At 40.9% G+C, this 22,009-nt stretch carries 21 protein-coding genes; 16 read left to right on the top strand and 5 right to left on the bottom strand.

Translation table 11 applies throughout. The features are described from left to right. From GSQ84_RS17590 to GSQ84_RS17570, 5 genes are read right to left on the bottom strand one after another with little or no spacing between them, the layout of a single operon-like run. Positions 1-648, bottom strand: a complete 648-nt coding sequence (locus GSQ84_RS17590; RefSeq protein WP_158798577.1) for an FkbM family methyltransferase — start codon at positions 646-648, stop codon at positions 1-3. Then, entirely contained in the window at positions 645-1,964 is a 1,320-nt protein-coding gene (locus GSQ84_RS17585) for a flippase (RefSeq protein ID WP_158798576.1), read from the bottom strand. The genes GSQ84_RS17590 and GSQ84_RS17585 overlap by 4 nt, the downstream gene beginning before the upstream one ends. Positions 1,965-1,992: 28 nt before the next feature. Beyond that, positions 1,993-2,682 carry a YjjG family noncanonical pyrimidine nucleotidase gene (locus GSQ84_RS17580; RefSeq protein WP_158798575.1) on the bottom strand — a complete coding sequence of 230 codons (690 nt, stop codon included), beginning with the start codon at positions 2,680-2,682 and terminating at the stop codon, positions 1,993-1,995. Between the two features lie 18 nt (positions 2,683-2,700). Next, positions 2,701-3,345, bottom strand: coding sequence for a uracil phosphoribosyltransferase (gene upp, locus GSQ84_RS17575; protein ID WP_158798574.1), 645 nt, complete (start codon positions 3,343-3,345; stop codon positions 2,701-2,703). Next, positions 3,326-4,456 (bottom strand): hypothetical protein, encoded by a 1,131-nt coding sequence (locus GSQ84_RS17570; protein WP_158798573.1) that lies wholly within the window; start codon positions 4,454-4,456, stop codon positions 3,326-3,328. Before GSQ84_RS17570 ends, upp begins: the two co-directional genes overlap by 20 nt. Positions 4,457-4,623: 167 nt before the next feature. Between GSQ84_RS17570 and uvrB the strand changes: the two genes are divergently transcribed. The 16 genes from uvrB (at position 4,624) to GSQ84_RS17490 (ending at position 22,003) form a co-directional block, all read left to right on the top strand. Next, positions 4,624-6,678, top strand: coding sequence for an excinuclease ABC subunit UvrB (gene uvrB, locus GSQ84_RS17565; RefSeq protein WP_158798572.1), 2,055 nt, complete (start codon positions 4,624-4,626; stop codon positions 6,676-6,678). Positions 6,679-6,684: 6 nt separating this feature from the next. Then, positions 6,685-6,882 carry a YwbE family protein gene (locus GSQ84_RS17560; protein ID WP_158798571.1) on the top strand — a complete coding sequence of 66 codons (198 nt, stop codon included), beginning with the start codon at positions 6,685-6,687 and terminating at the stop codon, positions 6,880-6,882. A 188-nt stretch (positions 6,883-7,070) separates the two neighbouring features. Continuing rightward, the gene (locus GSQ84_RS17555; RefSeq protein WP_158798570.1) at positions 7,071-7,328 is read left to right on the top strand and encodes a DUF4834 family protein; all 258 of its coding nucleotides are present in this window, start codon (positions 7,071-7,073) and stop codon (positions 7,326-7,328) included. Positions 7,329-7,413: 85 nt separating this feature from the next. Then, positions 7,414-9,876, top strand: a complete 2,463-nt coding sequence (locus GSQ84_RS17550; RefSeq protein ID WP_158798569.1) for a hypothetical protein — start codon at positions 7,414-7,416, stop codon at positions 9,874-9,876. Positions 9,877-10,221: 345 nt separating this feature from the next. Next, positions 10,222-11,073, top strand: a complete 852-nt coding sequence (locus GSQ84_RS17545; protein ID WP_158798568.1) for a UDP-2,3-diacylglucosamine diphosphatase — start codon at positions 10,222-10,224, stop codon at positions 11,071-11,073. 115 nt (positions 11,074-11,188) lie between these two features. Then, positions 11,189-12,175, top strand: a complete 987-nt coding sequence (locus GSQ84_RS17540; RefSeq protein ID WP_158798567.1) for a glycosyltransferase family protein — start codon at positions 11,189-11,191, stop codon at positions 12,173-12,175. Between the two features lie 75 nt (positions 12,176-12,250). Continuing rightward, entirely contained in the window at positions 12,251-13,186 is a 936-nt protein-coding gene (locus tag GSQ84_RS17535) for a DUF6427 family protein (protein WP_254070895.1), read from the top strand. Positions 13,187-13,277: 91 nt separating this feature from the next. After that, entirely contained in the window at positions 13,278-14,033 is a 756-nt protein-coding gene (locus GSQ84_RS17530) for a type III pantothenate kinase (RefSeq protein WP_158798565.1), read from the top strand. Next, on the top strand, positions 14,017-15,348 hold the full coding sequence (locus tag GSQ84_RS17525) for a hypothetical protein (protein ID WP_158798564.1): 1,332 nt from the start codon (positions 14,017-14,019) through the stop codon (positions 15,346-15,348). Before GSQ84_RS17530 ends, GSQ84_RS17525 begins: the two co-directional genes overlap by 17 nt. Continuing rightward, on the top strand, positions 15,348-15,917 hold the full coding sequence (locus GSQ84_RS17520; RefSeq protein ID WP_158798563.1) for a hypothetical protein: 570 nt from the start codon (positions 15,348-15,350) through the stop codon (positions 15,915-15,917). Before GSQ84_RS17525 ends, GSQ84_RS17520 begins: the two co-directional genes overlap by 1 nt. Positions 15,918-16,042: 125 nt before the next feature. Next, a complete protein-coding gene (locus GSQ84_RS17515; protein ID WP_158798562.1) occupies positions 16,043-18,130 on the top strand; it encodes a peptidylprolyl isomerase in 2,088 nt (695 codons plus the stop codon). A 196-nt stretch (positions 18,131-18,326) separates the two neighbouring features. Beyond that, complete coding sequence (locus GSQ84_RS17510) at positions 18,327-18,842, top strand: DUF2480 family protein (protein ID WP_158798561.1); 516 nt, start codon at positions 18,327-18,329, stop codon at positions 18,840-18,842. Between the two features lie 29 nt (positions 18,843-18,871). Beyond that, positions 18,872-19,657: a DUF3108 domain-containing protein gene (locus GSQ84_RS17505; RefSeq protein ID WP_158798560.1), complete on the top strand. Its 786-nt coding sequence runs from the start codon at positions 18,872-18,874 to the stop codon at positions 19,655-19,657. After that, entirely contained in the window at positions 19,654-20,220 is a 567-nt protein-coding gene (locus GSQ84_RS17500) for a DUF3109 family protein (protein ID WP_158798559.1), read from the top strand. The genes GSQ84_RS17505 and GSQ84_RS17500 overlap by 4 nt, the downstream gene beginning before the upstream one ends. Before the next feature lie 17 nt (positions 20,221-20,237). After that, a complete protein-coding gene (gene rfbA / locus GSQ84_RS17495; protein ID WP_158798558.1) occupies positions 20,238-21,101 on the top strand; it encodes a glucose-1-phosphate thymidylyltransferase RfbA in 864 nt (287 codons plus the stop codon). 29 nt (positions 21,102-21,130) lie between these two features. Next, positions 21,131-22,003, top strand: coding sequence for an ROK family protein (locus GSQ84_RS17490; protein ID WP_158798557.1), 873 nt, complete (start codon positions 21,131-21,133; stop codon positions 22,001-22,003). Positions 22,004-22,009 lie beyond the last annotated feature (6 nt).

Here is a 22,009-nt window from a genome sequence, read left to right as displayed (position 1 = left end):
TTATATCCCTAAACAATTTTCTGTTTTATAAAATACTGATGTGGCTTTCAAATAAAATAATCCCGGTGAAATACCTGAGAAAGACAGTTCTTTAAAACCGGCATCCTTCAAAAATACACCTGCTTTTTCATAATCCTTACGCTCAGAATCATCCAAGACAATTACGCCGGTGGGAGTAAGGGCTTTAATACTGTTCATACAGCAGTTTACCCTATCCCTGCCATCCACAATAATGATGTCAAACTTTTCGCCGATAGTAGCCGCCTTCTTTGAATATTCTCCGTCACGTTCCAGTTTGCTGAAAATCATTTCTGCATTGGCAGGTTTACTGTTGATAATCTTATTGTACCAGGCTTCATCGTGTTCTACAGACACTACTTTTTTAACACGTTTGGCATAAAACAGGGTAGAGCTGCCAGATCCATATTCAAAAATAGTCAGGTCTTTAGTCAGCCTGGTTTTGATAAAATCAATAAAGGAATAAGTTACCCAGGGCAGTGCTTCTCCATCACGGTCTAAGGCCTGCTGATTGTCAAAAGAGGTGAACCATCCAATATTGGCCAGGTAACCTTTATGTCCGTAAGATAGCAATGCCTTTAGTCTATCCGGTTTTCTTAATAATGTTGCGAATGCTTTGAGTTTATTCAACGTTTAAATATTTTTTGAAATAGCTTGAACAAAAATAACGATTTTAACATCATAATGCCCTGCTGTCTGGTTTTAGGAATGAGTAATAGGTAAAAAGCACTAACAAAACAAGCGATCAATGTGGCTATAGAGGCACCAATACCCCCATATTTAGGGATCAGCCAGAAGTTAAGTAAAATATTCACTACAGCGCCCAATGCGGTGCGCTGAAAGGCGGTCATAGTATATCCTTCGGCCAGCAGGTATTGCGAGCTGGCACTGCCCAGGAAAACAAAAATGCCCGACCAGATATGAATGGATAACATTTCTCCAGCGCCGGGAAACGCATCTTTGTAAATGAGGTGAATAAGATCAGGCCCCAGAAAGCTAACCATAATGGCAACAGGCAGGCTAATGAATACTAAAAGATCATAAAGATTTCCCAATCTTTTGAGGTAACGCTCAGAATCTGTTTTTTGAGCGTGAATAATAGCCGGGAAAACTGAGGTAACAATGGCGACAGGTATAAAATACCAGGCTTCGCTGATATTTGCCGCTACGTTATAGATCCCTACTTCAGCACTGCCTACATCTTTTAACATGACCGTGTCTATTTTCATATAAATAGAAACCATCACCGCAGAAAGGATGAGCGGGAAGGATTGTTTTAAAAGTGTTGAGGCCCGTTTCCGGCTAAAAGTCCAGTTAAGTATACTTTCCCCCCTTTTGTGGTACATATAAACCAGGCCTATAGCCAGTGAAAGACTATCAAAACTCAATGCTGCGGCAAAGTAGATCACAGACATATGAAACCAAACCAGCAACACTTTTACAGCTACAGAAAGCATCACACATACATTCTGGATCTTTACTACATATTTGGAGGCTACCTGTGATTGAAAATAAGAATCAATTACATTAAAGGATTTAAAGAACGAGGCAAAAGCAAGGATAAGAATTACCCAGGTCAGTGAATCTCCTGGTTTGCTTGAATAATGGTGAAACAGCAGGTAGATTCCTACTGTTAAGGGGATCAGCAATAGATTTACACTGAGCCTCATCAGTAAAGAGGTACCCAGGATCTCCTCTTTTTTATGCGGTTCATTAATGATTTCCCTGATAATGAAGGTATCCAATCCCAAAGCACCAACAGCGGCAATAATCATGGTAAAGGCACTGGCAAAGCTCAGGTCGCCAAAGGAAACGGCACCCAGGTATTTGGCAATCAGAAAACCGACTACCATACTGAGGATCTTTCCAAACATCAGCCAGCCTGTATTTTTAAAATACTTGCTGAATGCCTCTTCATCAAAACCTTTTAAACCTGGTAATCTCATCCGCGCAAAGATGTGAAATTAAAAACGATTAGAAATGATCCATTAATTCTTCCAGGTGGCTGATCTGCCAGGTCACATCGGCAGGTTTTTCCAGATTCATGGGATTAAAGTAGATGGCCTTCATTCCATAATCCTGCGCTCCGCGGACATCGGCCTCCAGGCTGTCGCCAATCATGATGCTTTCCTCTAATTTTGCGCCCGCCTTTTGCAGTGCATAATCAAAAATTGCAGGATCTGGTTTGTTTACGCCCGCATCTTCAGAAATGATGACCTGCGAAAAATAGGGGTTTAAATTACAGCGGTCCATTTTGATCAGCGTTGTTTCCTTAAACCCATTGGAGATGATATGAAGGGTATATTTCTTTTGCAGATAAGCCAGTACTTTCTCCGATCCTTCAAACAGGTTCGTTTTCTCCGGACTCCGGTTTACATAATCGTCTTCAAACTGATGGGGAACGTTTTCAGGGGCAATGCCCAGCTGAATAAATGTTTTATGGAACCTTTCTGCCCGTAACACATCTTTGGTAATTTTGCCCATATGGTAATCTGCCCAGAGCAGCTGGTTATTTGCGGTATAGGTATCGATAAACTCATCGCAGGAATGCAAGCCTAAATTATTTAGCTGGTACTCATGGTATAATTCCGTTAAGGTTTCCTGTGCGTTTTTATCAAAATCCCAGATGGTATGGTCCAGGTCAAAAAATATATGCTTAATCATGTTTAGTTAAGATGGTATTTATAATTTGGTTCCGTAGGCCAGATCGCCTGCATCCCCCAGTCCGGGTACAATGTACGATTTGGAGGTCATCTCCTCATCTATGGCCCCTAACCATATTTTTGCTTCAGGAAAAAAAGCACGTACATGTTTTACGCCCTCAGTGCTGGCAATGGCAGCAACGATATGTAATTCCTTTATTTTATAGGCTGCCAGCAATTCTTTACAGCATAAAACCATACTTAAACCGGTGGCCAGCATAGGGTCGGCTAAAATGATCACCTTATTTGTCAGGTCGGGCGCGGAGATATAATCTATCTGTATTTCCAGAGGTGCACTTTTGTGGGGTTTCCTATAAGCGGTAATAAATGCCGATTCGGCCTGGTCAAATACGTTGAGCATTCCCTGTTGCATAGGCAGTCCCGCACGCAGGATCGTAGCCAGTACCGGCTGCTGCTGTAATTTTTTAGTTTGTGCAATCCCTAAAGGAGTTTGTGTCTGCGTATCCTCGTATTCCAGCGTTTTACTGATCTCCCAGGCAAAAAACTCACCGAGCCTTTCCAGGTTTTTACGGAAGCGCATGGCATCCTGCTGAATTTTTTCATCACGTAACTCTGCAATGAAAACGTTGGCGATAGAAGTTGTCTTACTGAGGTCGAATATCATGAGGTACAGATAAAAAATCAGCTAATAATTGTTTGTAAAGTCTTCTTCCGATCTTTCCTTTGCCATAATCGGGAAGTGTATCCTTATGCCACAATATGTAAAACTTACCGTTGAATAACTTTACATTTTCAATCAGCCTTCCCCAATTTCCCAGCACATCGTCAATATTAAACGTTCTGTTGCGTTTTAAGATCAAATCGTTCACCGGTACAGGGTGTACCAGCAGATGGGTTGTTTTTTCCAGCTGAAGGTCGTACCAGAAAAAAGGCGTACAGGTTCCCGCCCTGAAGCCTATCGTATTCTGATAACCCATGCGATAATCTTTATTGATCCCGCTTTTTAACAGCTGGAGATAACTTTTTGGAAATGAAATCTGATGATCACAGATGGTTTCAACTTCCTTTGCCGGTTTAAAAAAGTATACCGGGCTAAGCTGATACTTTTCATGCTGTTCATTCAGAAAAAGTTTTAGCCCGCTTATTTTTGCCTGTGCAGCCGGATTGGGTTTATTCAGAAAAGGTAATTTCCTGATAAGCTTGATGGTCTTGCGCAGTAAAAAAGCCGTGTTTAACCCGTCAGTAGGATACAGGCAGATCAAGGGAATCAGCTCAAAATCTTTCTTGCCAAAGTACAGGCCGGGATAAGTTTTGAGCAGCATATTTTTCAATACCATCGCCCATGCATCTATCACCGGAAATTCCAGTAACTTCAGTTTACTTTGCAGGCTGTGTTCCGGAGGGAAATTTCCTTCATCATTGGGCTGATAAGGAAGATATTCTTCATACCGGCTTACAAAATAAAAGGACGCTGCAAAAACATCAAAGGGTAAACTGCTGTTATCTACTGCAAAGGGAACAATCATGTCCCCAAAAGTAGTGGTCCTTATGGTTGGGGCAGAAATGGTATGGGCATGCAGAAAATCTGAATGTTTAAAGAAGGGTTCATCTGCTACGGGCTGATTAGCATAACTGATTTTAGGCAGCTTAGAGCTCTTAAATTCGGCCACGTTAGAGCTGAATCCGACTTGTGTTTGAAGGATTTCGTTGAAAATAAAGTTAAAAATATACTTTATTCTTGGTGTAAGTAGCGGAACATATACCAGTAGCTTCATGCGCTATAAATTTAGGATATAATCACGACAATTCATTATGCCATTAATTCTTATCTTTGATTATCTATGAACCCGACATAGTTAAAATAATAATTAAGCTCGCAAGGCCAATAATTATTTTAATTATCAAGGCTCCATCTACCAATTGAAAACAATAAATCTACCAGATGAAATTTCAACTTGTTTCAGATTACAAACCTACGGGTGATCAGCCTAATGCTATTGAGCAACTGGTTTCAGGTGTCAACAATGATGAACACTATCAGACACTGCTGGGGGTAACAGGTTCCGGTAAAACATTTACCGTGGCCAATGTGATCCAGCAAACGCAAAAACCTACACTGATCCTGAGCCATAACAAAACGCTGGCGGCGCAGCTGTATGGTGAATTTAAGAATTTTTTCCCGGAGAACCAGGTGAACTATTTTGTTTCTTACTATGATTACTATCAGCCTGAGGCTTATATGCCCAGCAGTAATACTTATATAGAGAAGGATCTGAGTATCAATGAGGAAATAGAAAAACTGAGGTTAAGGACTACCTCTGCACTGATGTCAGGAAGAAGGGATGTGATTGTAGTTTCTTCCATTTCCTGCATCTATGGTATGGGGAACCCGGAAGATTTCTCCCGTTCGGTATTCCGCTTTTCGGTGGGTACCAGGATTTCGAGAAATACATTTTTACATAGTCTGGTGGAGATCTTATATGCCAGAACGATCAACGATTTTAAAAGGGGTACTTTCCGTGTTAAAGGAGATACCGTAGATATATTTCCTGCTTATCTGGATACGGCTTATCGCGTGTCTTTCTTTGGGGACGATATTGAGGAACTTAGTGTGATTGACCCGGTAACGGGCAAAACATTGGAAAAACTCGAAGATATGGCGGTATATCCTGCAAACCTGTTTGTTACACCAAAAGATAGGTTTCAGTCGTCTATCTGGAGTATCCAGGAAGAACTGGAGCTACGGAAGAACCAGCTGATCGGCGACAGGCAATTGCTGGAAGCGAAGCGACTGGAAGAAAGGGTGAATTTTGACATCGAAATGATGAAAGAACTGGGCTATTGCTCGGGAATTGAGAACTATTCGAGGTTTTTTGATGGCCGTTCTCCGGGTATGCGTCCTTTCTGTCTTCTGGATTACTTTCCTGACGACTATCTGATGGTGATCGATGAGAGTCACGTTACCGTTCCCCAGATCAGGGCAATGTATGGTGGTGACCGGTCAAGAAAGATGTCACTGGTTGAATATGGTTTCCGTTTGCCTTCGGCACTGGATAACAGGCCCCTCAATTTTGAGGAATTTGAGCGCCTGGCACCGCAAACAATCTATGTGAGTGCAACGCCGGCAGACTATGAACTGCAAAAATCGGATGGAATTGTGGTAGAACAGGTAATACGTCCTACAGGATTACTCGATCCGCTGATTGAAGTAAGACCGGCAGTAAACCAGGTGGATGACCTGCTGGATGAAATCGATAAAACGATCAAAATGGGCGATCGTGTATTGGTGACCACGCTGACCAAACGGATGGCTGAGGAACTGACCAAATATATGGACAGGCTGAATATCAAATGCCGCTACATCCACTCGGAAGTGAAAACCCTGGAAAGGGTAGAGATCCTGCGGGGACTGCGTTTGGGTGAGTTTGACGTGCTGATAGGAATTAACTTACTTAGGGAAGGACTGGATTTGCCTGAAGTTTCTTTCGTTGCGATACTGGATGCAGATAAAGAAGGGTTTTTGAGATCTGAACGGTCGCTGATCCAAACCATCGGACGTGCAGCACGTAATGACAGGGGTCGCGTGATTCTCTATGCCGATAAGATTACCGATTCTATGGCCAAAACTATGGATGAAACCAATCGCAGACGTGAGAGACAGATCCTCTACAATACCGAGCACGGTATTGTCCCTAAAACAGTGGGTAAAAGCAGGGAGGCTATCCTGGAACAGACATCGGTATTGGATTTCTCTGCCAATTCTGATCGCAAAAAAGCGTATGTGGAAATTGACCAGGTCAGCATCGCTGCAGATCCTATTGTACAGTATATGACCAAGCCCGAAATGCAGAAATCAATTGATAAAACACGTAAGGATATGGCCAAAGCGGCAAAAGATATGGACTTCCTGATGGCTGCCAGACTACGGGATGAAATGTTTGCCATGGAAAAAGTATTTGAAGAAAGGTTTGGGAAACCAAGTTTAAAAGGAGCATAAATTTTAATGGACGGAAAAAACAGAGCGGATATTTATCCGGGATTAGAGGTTGATATTATTTTGAAAAAAGATCAGCGGAGCGGGAAACTAACAAGGGGAATTATAGCAAATCTGCTTACTTCCTCTCCATTTCACTCCAGGGGGATAAAAGTGCGTTTGGAAGATGGCCAGATTGGCCGCGTGGCAGAAATTGTTGAAGATTAATCGTTTTAAACAGAACATAACTGGTATTTATTGGTTATTAAGTTGTTAGATATTATATTGCAGGCATTTTACGCCCCACTATTCAAGGGCAGCTTTAGCAATTGTAAACCTTTTTTAACAAACTGACGGTTTTTGTAATAAGCAAGATTGAATTCTGTCTATATTTGCGAATTAATTGAATAAATCAAATGGGAATTATCAAATTTCTTTTTATTGCTATTATGGTCCTTTGGATTATCCGCGTTTTATTGAGGCTGGTTTTCCCGATGGTTCTTAAAAGCATGTTTGGAAAAATGCAGCAACAGTCGGGTTATGCCGGACAGCAGCAAAAACAACAGTCGCGTAAACCAGAAGGATCAATATCTATTGATTATGTTCCACCACAGCCAAAGCATGGAAATGCAGATAAACTGGGCGATTTTGTGGAATATGAGGATGTCAAATAAACTATTTTAGTCTAATCAATAAATTTACTTCTTAATCTGTATCAATTTTATATTTTTGGGGTTAGTTTAATCTAAACAATCCTTAATGAATAATTGGTTCAAGAAGAATGGCATACATCTCGCCATCTGTGCATTTTTTGTAATTATCTGTTTCGCCTATTTTAGTCCTGTGATGCAGGGTAAAGTTCCGTATCAGGGTGATATTTTGCAGGCGAAGGCCATGCAGAAGGAAGTTATGGATTACAAAGCCAAAGATGGCAAAGGTCCGCTGTGGACCAATCAGATGTTCGGCGGGATGCCTGCTTACCAGATCTGGGTTCAGTATCCGCTCAATTTAACTACCTACGGCATATCGCTGATTAAAGATACCTTTCCTGATCCGGTTGGAACAGTACTCCTGTATCTTTTAGGTGCTTACCTGTTATTCAGCGTGCTAAGGTTCAATCCCTGGCTTGCTGCCGCGGGGGCCATTGCTTTCTCCTTCAGCTCCTACAATTTTATTATCATATCCGCAGGGCACAGCAATCAGGCGCTGGCCATTGGCTTTTTCGCCCCTATACTTGCGGGGATTATCTTAACCCTTCGTGGCAGATACTGGATCGGCGCTGCGTTAACGGCTCTTTTCCTATCTATGGACATCAGGGCCAACCACGTGCAGATGACCTATTATTTCCTGCTGGCCTTACTCATCTATATTGGCATTGAAATCTACCATGGCTTTAAAGCCGGCCGTACCAAAGAACTGACCAGAGCGCTGGCTTTCTTAGCCGGGGCGATAGTTTTATCGGTTATGGTCAATACCAGTAATTTATGGACTACCTATGAATATGGAAAAGAAACGATAAGGGGTAAATCAAATTTAAAAACTGATGCTGCAGAGCCTGACAGTGGATTACCTAAAGAATATGCTTATCAATGGAGCCAGGGCGTAGGCGAGTCATTTACCTTTTTAATTCCAAACCTTTATGGGGGGGGGGATACCCGTCTGGATGATAAATCCAACGTAGCTAAAGCTATACAGGCAGTAGGTGCTACGCCAGAACAGGCTGCCGATTTTGCGCAGCGCTTACCTGTTTACTGGGGAGATAAACCATTTACCGCAGGGCCGTTTTACTTTGGGGCGATCATCTGCCTGCTATTTGTATTTGGCCTTTTCATTGTTAAAAACAGGATGAAGTGGTGGATCTTATCAACCACGATCCTTTTCCTGCTGCTGTCATTTGGCAGGAACCTGCCTTTTGTATCAGATCTTTTCTTCGATTATGTACCTTTATATAATAAGTTCAGGGCGGTAGAATCCATTATTGCTGTAGTTGGGCTCTTGTTCCCAATATTGGCTTTACTGGCTATTAAAGAAGCACAGGAGGGAAAATATGAGCAGAAATACCTGGTTAAAAAACTAAGCTGGTCGGCCGGAATCACCGGAGGTTTTGCTTTGCTGATTGCCTTAGCGCCTACTTTGTTCTTTAGTTTCAGGACTTCAGATCATGAACAATTTGTGCAATCGTTAATGCGCGCTTTAAATAACGACAGAAATATTGCTACCTCTATTGCCAATGCGCTGGTACAGGACAGGGTAGATCTGGCCCGTACAGATGCCTTAAGAACATTATTCTTTGTGGCAATCGGATTCGGATTGATGTGGGCTTTCATCACCAAAAAAATGAAAGCCGAAACTGCATTTATCTTGTTAACATTAGCTATACTGGTAGACATGTGGCAGATTGACCGCCGTTACCTGAACAACAAGAACTTTGTTCCTAAAACTGAATTAGCTAACCATTACCAGCCAAGAGATGTAGATACTTTCATCATGGCTGATAAAGATCCTGACTATAGGGTATATGATTCCACTATTGCCACTTTCAAAAGTTCAGAAGCATCTTATTTTCATAAGACTGTAGGAGGATTTCACTCTGCCAGGTTAAAACGCATTCAGGAACTGGTAGATCATCAGTTTACAAAAAGTGTAAATCAAGATGTACTGGATATGTTAAATGCAAAATATGTAATTACACAGGATCCTCAAAATGGTTCTTATAAAATGCAGCGTAATGCAACAGCTGCAGGTAACGCATGGATCATTGACCGTGTGCAGTTCGTTAAAAATGGTGATGAGGAAATGGAAGCGCTGAATAGTTTTGATCCTAAAAAAGAAGTGATCGTAGACAATCAGTACAAAAGTTTAATCGACACTACCCGCGCAGGTACTGGTGGGCCAACGTCGTTTATCAAATTAGACAGCTATCATCCTGATCATATGATCTACTCTTATAGTGCTCCAAAAGATGTGATTGCTGTATTCTCCGAGATCTATTATAAAGCAGGCTGGAAGATGTACATTGATGGCGTTGAAAAACCATACTTCAGGGCAGATTATGTACTTCGTGCAGCGCAGCTGGAAGCAGGAAATCATAAAGTTGACTTTATTTTCCATCCGGTATCTTATTATACGGGAGAAAAGATCTCCCTTGCAGGTTCAATCCTTTTACTTGCAGGTCTTGGATTTGCTTTTTATACAGAGAATAAAAAAAATAAAAAAGCCTAAACAGCTTTAATAAAGTAACAAAATGGCCTGATTGTGATCTGTTGTTCGGATCATGACCAGGCCATTTTGTTTTCAAAGAATGACGGGCCGGAGCTGCCCGGATGAAAGCACAAATTTAACACAGACAAAACCCGTCTCTCATCCCGGGGTGAACTGATCGTGATCCCTTCTCTTTTCCTGGATATAGGTATGCATCGTAATATTAACTTAATAACTTGTTAACCTGAGTTTTGCACATTTGTGTATATAAACTGAATGTTATGGAAGAAGTAACTATGGTAGTCTGTGTTATTGCGCTGGTCTTCTTTTTTTTCAGTTCTTATGATCTGACAATCGATGAAGACGATGTGTAAAAGAGATGTAGATATCGCTGTTATTTCTGATGTTCATTTGGGCACTTACGGCTGCCATGCCAAAGAACTCCTTAAATATTTAAAAAGCATTAAACCCAAAATGCTGATCCTTAACGGAGATATTATAGATATCTGGCAGTTTAGTAAACGCTACTGGCCGGAAACCCACATGAAGATTGTAAGAAAACTGATGAAATTTGTTGTGGAAGGCGTCCCCGTATATTACTTAACCGGTAACCATGATGAATTGCTGCGGAAATTTGCAGATATGGATATGGGTACCTTTCATTTGCAGAATAAACTGGTTTTAGAACTGAACGGTAAAAAAGCCTGGTTTTTTCACGGGGATATTTTTGATGTGACCATGCAGCATTCCAAATGGCTGGCTAAACTAGGGGCGGTAGGTTATGATAGCCTGATCCTGATCAACAGTATGGTAAACTGGGGGCTAAAATTATTTGGCAAAGAAAAAATGAGCTTTTCCAAAAAGGTTAAGGCCCAGTTTAAAGATGCCGTTAAGTTTATCAATAGTTTTGAAGATACCGCTGCAGAGCTGGCTGCTGAAAATGGTTACGAATACGTAGTCTGCGGACATATCCATCAGCCTGAAATGAAAACTATAACTACGCCGTCCGGAAATGTGACGTATTTAAATAGTGGCGACTGGGTAGAGAACCTTACCGCGCTGGAATACTCCAATGACGTGTGGACTGTCTTTAAATATGATCCTAAAGATTTTCAGACCGATGAAATAGAAGAAGGCGACCTTTCAGATAGTGAAGATTTGCGCAGCAAACTCGATATCACTACTTTATTGCAAAAGATAAAATTAGAAATTGTCTAGCGGATAAAAATTACAGATCTTCGGCGGTAATGAATCCATCATAGGCATTCAGCCTACAAACCGTAAGGGTATGCTGATGATAACTTCATTACCAAGGAAGACATTATATATATCAATGAAAATACTTTATGCTATTCAGGGTACAGGAAACGGTCACATAAGCCGTGCAAGAGAGATTGTGCCCTTACTGCAGCAGCATGGAGAAGTAGAACTGCTGATCAGCGGAACACAGGCAGATGTAAAATTGAGCCAGGCCGTAAAATATCAGCTTCATGGCTTTAGCTTTATCTTTGGCAAAAAAGGGGGGGTAGATCATTACGGAACCTGGAAATCGATGAACCTTCCGCGGTTTGTGGGCGATATGCGTAAATTACCGCTCAAAGATTATAACCTGATCCTGAATGATTTTGAGCCGGTAACGGCTTGGGCATGCAGGTTAAAGGGGATAGAGAGTGTGGGGCTGAGTCACCAGGCATCTTTTCAGTCCAATCTGGTACCTAAGCCAAAAAGTATAGACTGGGCGCAGCTGGTCATGAAATATTATGCGCCATCCACCCACTATGTAGGTTTCCATTTTAAAGCATACGATAATTTTATCCATACCCCTGTTATCCGTTCGGAGATCAGGGCATTAAAAACCAGTAACCTGGGACATTATACCGTTTATTTACCGGCTGTAGATGACCAGCTGCTGGTACCTATCCTTAAACAGGTTCCGGGGGTACAGTGGCAGGTTTTTTCAAAACATACCCAACTGAGTTTTACCGATGCCAACGTCAGTGTGCGCCCGATAAACAATGAACAGTTTAATGAGAGTTTAGCCAGCTGTACCGGTCTGTTTACCGGTGGCGGATTTGAAGGCCCCTCTGAAGCGCTTTTCCTGGGAAAAAAATTATTGGTTGCCCCCATGAAATTCCAGTACGAACAGCAATGTAATGCCTTTGCGCTGAAAGAAATGGGCTTGCCTGTGATCTGGGCATCTGATAAAAACTGGCTGCCCATCCTTCGGAAATGGGTGCTTGATCCGCAGGAACATCAATTTAACTTTCCTGATGAAACTGCTGCGGTGATAGAAAAAGTTGTAAAAGCTTTTGCCAGATAAATTTCTTTACTTTGCCCTTCTATTCAAGGCATGATCAATCAATTCAAAAATTTAAATCCTGTTAACCTGCTTTTGTTGTTCGCATATACTTTTTTTATGCGGATTGCCATTTTTTTAAGACCACCGGAGCAGCTGAATTTTGAATTTCTGGAGCCTTACACAAAATTCATGATCCAGATCCCGATAGGGAATAGTTTTTCTATCACAGCCAATCTGTTCTGTGCAGGGATTTTAATCTATATACAGGCCATTGTCTTTAACAGGGTGGTAAATAACCACGCTTTACTGGCTAAACCAAGCTTTTTGCCGGCATTGCTCTACATCACAGGGGCAAGTTTATTTGAACCTTTCCTTATTCTTAGTCCCACGCTGATCTGTAATTTCCTGCTCATCATGATCATGGATAAATTACTGAAGATCGGTAAATCGCCCAATGCCATTATGATCATGTTCGATGTAGGCATGCTGATCGCTTTGGGAACGTTGATCTACTTTCCCTTTGTGGTGATGCTGCTGCTCATCTGGCTGAGTTTGTTATTGTACAGGTCGTTTAGCTGGCGCGAATGGGTTTCCGGTCTGATCGGCTTTCTAAGCATTATATTTTTTCTTGCTGTTTTTTATTACTGGAATGATAACCTGGGCATGTTCTACAAAATATGGCTTCCGTTAAAGAACAAATTTCCTTCAGCTTTTAAAATTCAATACAACGATTACCTGGTACTGGTACCTGTAGCGGTGATGATGGTGCTGGCCATGATCCAGTTAAGGGAGAATTTTTTCAGGAGTTTCATCAGCACAAGAAAGGCCTTCCAGATGCTGTTTTTTATGTTCCTGCTGGCTATTTTAAGTTTTTATACCAAACCGAACTTCAAATTGTACCACTTTTTACTGTGCGTGCCTCCAGGGGCGGTTTTATTGGCCTATTATTTTTCTAACGCTACTAAACGCTGGTTCTATGAAAGTTTGTTTCTTATTTTGGTAGTGGCTATCCAATTCTTTTTATTCGTTTAACTTTTTTTAACAAATTGGCGCCTTGAAACTTGGTAAAGATTAATAGCTTTGTGACATGAAGTTTCCGGGTTCTAGTTCTTGGCGGGTTTAAATGCATAATTTAGTTATAGATATTGGCAATACGAACAGTAAAATTGCTGTTTTTAACGAGACGGTGCTGGTACTATTCGAAAGCCTGGATCAAATTGATCAGGATGCACTGATAGAGCTCTTAGAGAAATACAGCATTGTAAACTCTACTGTTTCAAGTGTTAAACAGGATGTTTCAGCTATTATCGCTGTTCTGGAAGCCAAAACTAAATACATACCCTTCTCTACACAGGTGAATACTGGTGTAAAGAACTATTACCAGTCGGTTGTTACGCTGGGGCAGGACAGATGGGCTAAGGTAATCGCTGTTCACCATGCTTATCCGCATCAGAATTGCCTGATCGTAGATGCCGGCACATGCATTACATATGATTTGTTGAATAGTACCGGGGAGTACTATGGCGGAAGCATAAGTTTGGGGATCCACATGCGATTCGAAGCTTTAAACCATTATACAGGTAAGCTGCCATTGGTAAAATGGGATAGGGAATTACAAAGTATCCCTAAGGGAACAGATACGGATACCGCGATAATAAATGGTGTTTTACAGGGGGTAATTAATGAAGTTGAGGGCTTCATTACCCTCCAAAATAAAGAAAATACAGACCTGAAGGTAGTTATAACAGGGGGAGATGCTACATTTTTGTTAGAACAACTAAAAAACAGCATCTTTGCGCCTCAGATTATACACGATCCCTATTTGGTATTAAAAGGGTTAAACGAAGTCATTGCATTTGAATATGTACAAAAAGATTAATTATATTACTGCAGTTTTAGTTCTGCTAGCCAGCATTTCCGTAAACGCACAAGTTACTACACAGTCGCCTTATTCAAAATACGGCGTTGGTACAATTCCTGGTAGCCTTCTTCCACAGCTGCGTGCTATGGGAGGTATTTCCGCTGCCGTAAGCAGGATTCCAGGTTCCAACGTGATCAATATGGCCAATCCATCTTCTTATGCCAATATCGGGTTAACCACTATTGATGTGGGTATCTCCGTTGAAGCTACTACGCTGAGCAATGGCTCAACTACTGATCACAGTTTTAACGGTACTTTAAGTCATATTGCACTGGCTTTCCCGGTAACCAGCCATTCTGCATTGAGTTTTGGTATTCTTCCTTATTCTAATCTGGGTTACCGTTTCAGTGAAGCTGGTACATTAACCAGTACTTCCGGTACAGGGAATCCTGCAAGTGCAAACATCAATAGTGTTTATTCTGGTGAAGGAGGTTTAACCAAGGCATATATCGGTTATGGTTACCGTATCGGAGACAATTTTAGAATAGGGGCTAACATTGAATATATCTTTGGAGACCAGGTTGAGAACAGGGCTGTTGAATATCCTGATTCCGGTGCCAATGCTTTAGGTGCACAGCTTCAAACTAAAAACAGCGTAGGCGGTATCTCTTTCTCTTACGGTGCTCAGTATGACATCCATTTGAACTCCAAAACTTTTATCACTTTAGGTTACTCAGGTTCATCTGCTTCAACGCTTAATTCTACAAAAACGATGCTCGCTACTTCCTATTTTTATTCGGGAACGACAGGAGAGAACAACGTAACTGTGCAAACTATTGATTCTGCAGGAAGTGGAAAACAAAATTTAAAACTTCCCTTAACGCATGACTTCGGGATTTCCTTTAACCGCTTAAATCAGTTTATTTTCGGTGCTGACTTTAGGATGGGACAATGGGCAAAATATTCGATCGGTGGTGTAAACCAGGGTCTGACAAATAGCTGGGGTGCATCTGTGGGTGGACAGTTTACGCCTGATATTACTTCGATCAACAGTTACTGGAGCAGGGTAGATTACCGTTTCGGGTTAAGTTATGATAAAACCTATATCCAGGTGAATGGTAATGATGTGAAGGAAGAATCGATAAGCTTTGGCCTCGGATTACCATTGGCAAGGGCACAACAAAGCAGAAACGCATTCTATAAAATGAACCTTGGTGCAGAATATGGAAAGATTGGTACCATGGTTGCCGGCGACCTGAAACAGAGTTATGTGAATATTCACCTTGGCTTTACCATCAATGACAGATGGTTCCAAAGATTTAAATTCGACTAATGAACTTTGCTGGTATATTTTACCGTATTGTTATCATTTGCTTTATTCCGCTTTTTGTAAGTTCATGCACGGATGATGACTTACAAAAAGCGGCTACTATATCTTCAAAAAAAATCCTCACTAAGGACAGGTCTTATAAAGTAGATATCGTTTTCAGTGATTCTGCTGTGGTTAAAGCCAAAGGATTTGCACCCATTCTGGATCAAATCACCTCTTCTACAGGAAAATCTTTACAGGAAATGCCCAGCGGTGTGAAGATCACCTTCTATAATCCTCTTGGTGTTATTACAGGAACCATTACTTCAAAATATGCACTCCGCAAAGAGACAGAAGAAGTTACCATTTTCAAAAAAAATGTGGTGGTGGTAAAAGAGGGACTGAAGTTTAATACCGAAGAACTGACCTGGGACCAGCGAAAAAAAATGTTCTTTTCTCCCAAAGGACTAGTGACCAAACCTGATGGTACGGTCTTAAATGCGATTCACTTTAGTGCGCCGGAAAATTTCAGTACTGTCGATTTTGAACAGGGATCCGGAGAGACTTATATGAACAGTGGCGTAATGCCATAATCACCCGCTTTTTTCATCCTTATTTCCTTAATTTTTAAATACTTATTCAAATAAATTTTATTGTTTTCTTTTTTTAGCAAAAGTTGTATCTTGCGCCCTCTAAAAAATTATAAATAATAGATATTATGGGTTTAATGACATTTTTGCGGAATCGCGCAGGCTTTATCTTGGTAGGAGCCATCGGTTTTGCAATTGTTGCATTTTTAGTTGGTGATGCAATTAACGTAGGTAAGCCTTTCTGGGCTGCATCTCAAAAAGTTGTCGGAACCGTAGATGGTGAAGAAATCAACATCGATGAATTTGGCACAAAGGTAGATCAGAATTTACAGCAGTTCAAACAACAATACGGTGGCAGTGCCAATCCTCAGATGACAGCAATGGCTGTTGACAATGCATGGAATGGTGAACTGGCTACAATATTATTAGCTAAAGAATACAAACGTTTAGGCCTGGATATTTCCAGCGAAGAGTTGTTTGATCTTTATCAGGGTAAAAAACCCAGCCCGCTGATTGTACAATACTTCGGTAACCCTCAAACAGGAGAAGTAAACCGTGCTGCGGTAATTGGTTCCCTGAAACAACAGGCTACAAACCCTCAGTTGAAACAACAATGGGATATGCTGCAGGCTGAAATTGAAAAACAAGCTTTACAGCAGAAATATTCTAACCTGATAAAAAATTCTGTATACGTGACTTCCCTGGAAGCTTCAGACGAATATACAAACAGAAACAAACTGGCTAATTTCGATTATATCAGTTTAGATTATGCAAGCATTCCTGATGCTAGCGTTAAACCATCTGATTCAGACTATTCAGATTATTATAACGATAACAAAAAGAAATTTGATAACCCTTCTGAAACCCGTTCATTCGAATATGTTTCATTTAGCGTAAGCCCAACAGCAGCAGATTCTGCAGCGGTTAAATCTCAGATTGCAAAACTGGCTACAGACTTTAAAGCTTCTAAAAGCGATTCATTGTTCTCTGCCATCAATTCTGATGTGAAAGTTCCTTATGCCTATATCACTAAAGGTAAATTAGATCCTAAAATTGATTCTACAGTTTTTGCTTTACCTGCAGGAAGTTTCTACGGACCTGTGTTTACCGGTAATTCTTATAAACTGATCAAGGTGATTGACACACGCATGTCTCCTGACTCAGTGAGAGCAAGTCACATTTTATTAGACCCAACCAAAATGGGCGGGGTAGATAAAGCAGAGAAATTTGCAGATTCATTGAAAACACTGGTTCAAAAAGGTGCCGACTTTGCGGCGCTGGCAAAAATGTACAGCATTGACGGATCAAAAGATAAAGGCGGTGAGCTGGGTAGTTTTACAAGGGGACAAATGGTTCCTGAGTTTGAGAACGCAGCTTTTAATGGCCAGGCGGGAGATCTTAAGGTGATACATTCACAATTTGGTGTACACTTAATTAAGATCGAAAAACAAATGGGTTCTTCTAAAGTAGCTAAATTGGCTTACATAGAGAAAAACCTTGTTCCAAGCAGCAAAACTAAAGATCAGGCATACAAGAAAGCTTCCAGCTTCCTGAATAGCGTTAAAGGTGATAACTTCGCCGCTGAAGCTAAAAAAGCAGGTTATACCTTAGCTGTAGCCGATCGTATCACAGGTAGCCAGGGTTATGCTCCGGGATTAGATAATCCTCGTCAGCTGATCCGCGATGCATTTGGTGCTTCAAAAGGAGATGTGCTTACAGAAGTATATCAAATGGACAACGCTTTTGTTGTTGCACATTTAACAGATATTAAACCTAAAGGCGTTTTGCCACTGGAATCAGTGAAGAAAGATATTGAGCCAATGGTAATCAATGCGGTTAAAGCTAAAATGCTTACCGAGAAAATGAGTCAGGCTGGTGGTAGTCTTGCCCAGGCAGCACAAAAATTAGGAAAAACGGTTACTCCGGTTCAGAATATTGTTTTCTCAAACCCAATCGTTCCAGGTGCAGCACAGGAAAACAAACTGATCGGAACTGTATTTGGTTCGTCAGTTGGAAAATTATCTAAACCTGTAAATGGTGAACGCGCTGTATATCTATTCACAGTGAACGGATTTACTAATCCTGCACCAATAGGAAATACCTACAAATTAAAAGAAAGCATGTTGCAGACGGTAAGTCAAAAAGCTTTAGGAGCAGCATTCCAGGCTTTACAGGATAAAAGTGATATAAAAGACAATAGGGTGAAATTCTATTAATCTTATTTTACGTAATTTTGAAGCCGGAAGTATTTACTTCCGGCTTTTTTTATGTAATGCCTGTTTTTATTATCATATAACCTGGTTTAACTGATGCAGGTTTTATTCTTTTGCCATTTATCGGTAATGAAGCGATCATGAGCTTCTTCATTACCGCAAGGAACGATAAGCTCATGCGGTTTTTATTTTTAAAGAAATGGATATTCAGGAAAATATTGTCAATAAAGTTGCTGCCAGTGGTTTAATCACGCTAAACCTGGAGAATTATTACAATCAGGGAGAAAGGGTAGTATATGATATCAAAGTGAACCTTTTTCATGGGCTGATGCTGCGTGAAAAGGATTTCAGGGAATTTGTCAAAGAACATGACTGGACTGCCTATACAGGTAAAAACATAGCGATTATCTGCAGTGCAGATGCTATCGTTCCTACCTGGGCTTACATGCTGCTGGCCAATAAAATGAAACCCTATGCCAATGAGGTGGTTTTCGGCAGTGTCGAAGCTCTTGAAGCTGTTTTATTCAGCAAGGCACTGGCTAAGATCGATCTTGCTCAGTATCAGGATGAGCGTGTGGTGATCAAGGGATGTGCAGATATTGATGTACCTGTGTCTGCTTATGTAGAAATTACTAACTTACTCACGCCTATTGTTAAAAGTATCATGTACGGAGAACCCTGTTCTACTGTTCCGATCTTTAAGCGAAAGGATTAATCAGGACCATTTTTTGTTTAACCAGGGATATGAGAAAATTATTTTTGTTTGCTGTCTTTCTGATTTCCCTGATTAATGCCGGTGCGCAGGAATTGCCTATAAAAAAAGAACCCGTTTTTCAGGCTGGTGAAGTTTTAGAATATAAGCTGAAATATGGTTTTATCACTGCGGCAGAAGGCACGCTAAAAGTACTAAATTCGGATCTTAAATTTGATGACGCCCAAACTTACAGGCTGTCTGTCGATTCCCGGACCGCTGGTACATTTGATGTTTTCTATAAGATCAGGGACCATTATGATTCTTACATTGATAAAACTACGCTGACACCTTATTTTTATCAGGAGGATATCAAAGAGTCCAGTTACAAAAGAAATGATAAAGCCCGGTTTAACCAGGAGACAAAAAAAGTAGTTTCCAACAGGGGGACTTTTACCGCCCCCACCAACCAGACCTTTGATTTGGTTTCTGCCTATTATTTTTCCCGCAGCCTGGATATTGCCAGGCTAAAACCGGGAGAGAAGTTTAAACTCAATTATTTCCTGGGACATGAAATTCATCAGCTCGAAATCAAATTTATTGGAAGGGAAGTGATCGATACTAAACTAGGGAAAATACGATGTCTGAAATTCAGTCCTTCTATTGAGCCAGGCAGAATCTTTAGAAAAGATAGTAGTTTGTATCTTTGGATCACTGATGATGACAACAGGGTGCCTGTAAAGGCCCAGGTGGAAATCATAGTAGGCTCTGTGACGATGGAAATAAAATCTGCCAAGGGATTAAGGTACGCCCTGGCAAAAGAAACAAAAGAAAAATGATAGAAGTACAAAACACACTCATACACGAAGATGTCATACGCGAAAGTTTTGTATGCAATTTAAATAAATGTAAAGGGATCTGTTGTGTTGAAGGCGATTCAGGGGCACCGCTGGAAGTCGCGGAAACTGCGATCCTGGCTGAAATATATCCTAAAATTAAACATATGCTGGCCCCTAAGGGGATCGCGGCAATTGAACAGTATGGCACTTCGGTAGTTGATTCTGATGGTGACCTTACCACCCCATGTGTAGATGGCAATAAGGAATGTGCTTACGTGACTTTTGAAAACGGCATCACTAAATGCGCCATTGAAAAAGCCCATGAACAGGGGATTGTAGATTGGCAAAAACCAATTTCCTGCCATTTATATCCAATTAGAATTACAAAATATCCTGAATTTGATGTCCTTAATTACGACCGCTGGCATATCTGTTCTGATGCCTGTTCTTTTGGTCGCGAGTTGAAAGTTCCTGTCTATACTTTCCTAAAAGGGCCACTGATTAGAAAATATGGTGAAGAATGGTATGCGGAATTAGAAAATAGTGTATCTTCAAACTTATAATTAAAAAACAAAGTATTTTGAAAGGAATAATTTTAGCAGGAGGGAGCGGCACACGGTTGCATCCTTTAACACTGGTGATGAGCAAGCAGATGATGCCTGTTTACGATAAACCGATGATTTATTATCCATTGTCCACTTTAATGCTGGCCGGGATAAAGGAAATACTAATCATTTCCACCCCTCATGACCTTCCTAATTTTGAAAAATTGCTTGGCGACGGTAGCCGTTTAGGCTGTAAATTTACCTATGCAGTACAGCATGAACCCAATGGATTAGCGCAGGCTTTTGTAATTGGTGCAGATTTTATTGGAAACGATAAAGTTGCTTTGGTTCTTGGCGACAATATTTTTCACGGTGACGGAATGGCTAAATTATTACAGGCAAGTGCTGATCCCGAAGGAGGAGTAGTTTTTGCTTACCGTGTTTCTGATCCTGAACGTTATGGCGTAGTGGAGTTTGATGACGACAATAAAGCGATTTCTATCGAAGAAAAACCTGTCTCTCCTAAATCTGATTATGCTGTTCCCGGTCTTTATTTCTATGACAACAGCGTAGTAGAAATTGCAAAGAATATCAAGAAATCTCCAAGAGGCGAGTATGAAATTACCGATGTCAACAAAGAATACCTGGAGCAGGGCAAATTAAAAGTTGGTGTGTTAAGCCGTGGCACTGCCTGGTTAGATACAGGAACTTTTGCTTCACTGATGCAGGCAGGGCAATTTGTTCAGGTAATTGAAGAGCGTCAGGGCTTAAAAATTGGCTGTATTGAAGAAGTAGCTTACAGGATGGGCTTTATTGATAAAGAACAACTGAAAAATATTGCAACACCACTGGTTAAAAGCGGTTATGGGGCGTATTTATTAAAATTGACTAAAGAATAAAACTTAAACCACTATATTTTAACTAGCATATGAATTATAAATCGCCCAGTCTACCATACATAGGGGTAGATATTGGAGGCTCTCATATCACAGCAGCGCATATTGACGCTGCTGATTTCACGATAGTAAAGAGTTCGATGGTCAGAGAACGTGTAGCTTCTATGGAAGGTGCAGATGTAATTATCAAAGCGTGGGTGGATGCATTAGCACCGCTCATCATGACTTTAGAAGGAGAAACTGTCCATATCGGCATTGCCATGCCAGGGCCTTTTGATTACCAGAAAGGTATTTCTTTAATGAAAGGTACAAAGAAATATGATTCTTTGTATGAACTGAATGTGCTGGAGATTTTATCCCAAAAATTAGGGATCCCGCAAGACCATATTCTTTTTCGTAATGATGCTGAATCGTTTTTGCACGGTGAATTGGCATCTGGCGCAGTTGCCGGAGAGAAACGTGCACTAGGGATTACACTAGGTACAGGCTTAGGCTCAGCAAGTAATTGCCAGGGTAAAACAGTTGATTCTGACCGTGCTTTTATTCCTTTCAAAGACAGTATTGCTGAAGAGTATATTTCTACGAGATGGTTTTCAAAAAGATACGAAGAGCTGACAGGCATTGAGATCAAAAATGTTGAATCTATGCTGGCGAGTAACAACGAAGCCATCATCAATCAGATATTTGGAGAATTTGGTGAAAACCTGGCTTCTTTCCTGAATGATTTTATTGAGGAAGAGCAGCCTGAGGTCATCGTAATCGGCGGAAATATCGCTAAAACATGGGATCATTTTATTCCTGTAGTTTTAAAACATCTTAAAAATAAGAATGTCGTTTTAAAACAGAGTACCATGTGGGAAGATGCAGCCCTTGTTGGCGCAGCTTTCAGCTGGAAACAATCCTAAAAAAGA

It is taken from the genome of Pedobacter sp. L105, assembly GCF_009765875.1.
Lineage (GTDB): Bacteria > Bacteroidota > Bacteroidia > Sphingobacteriales > Sphingobacteriaceae > Pedobacter.
This window is presented reverse-complemented; position numbering and strand designations above follow the sequence as displayed.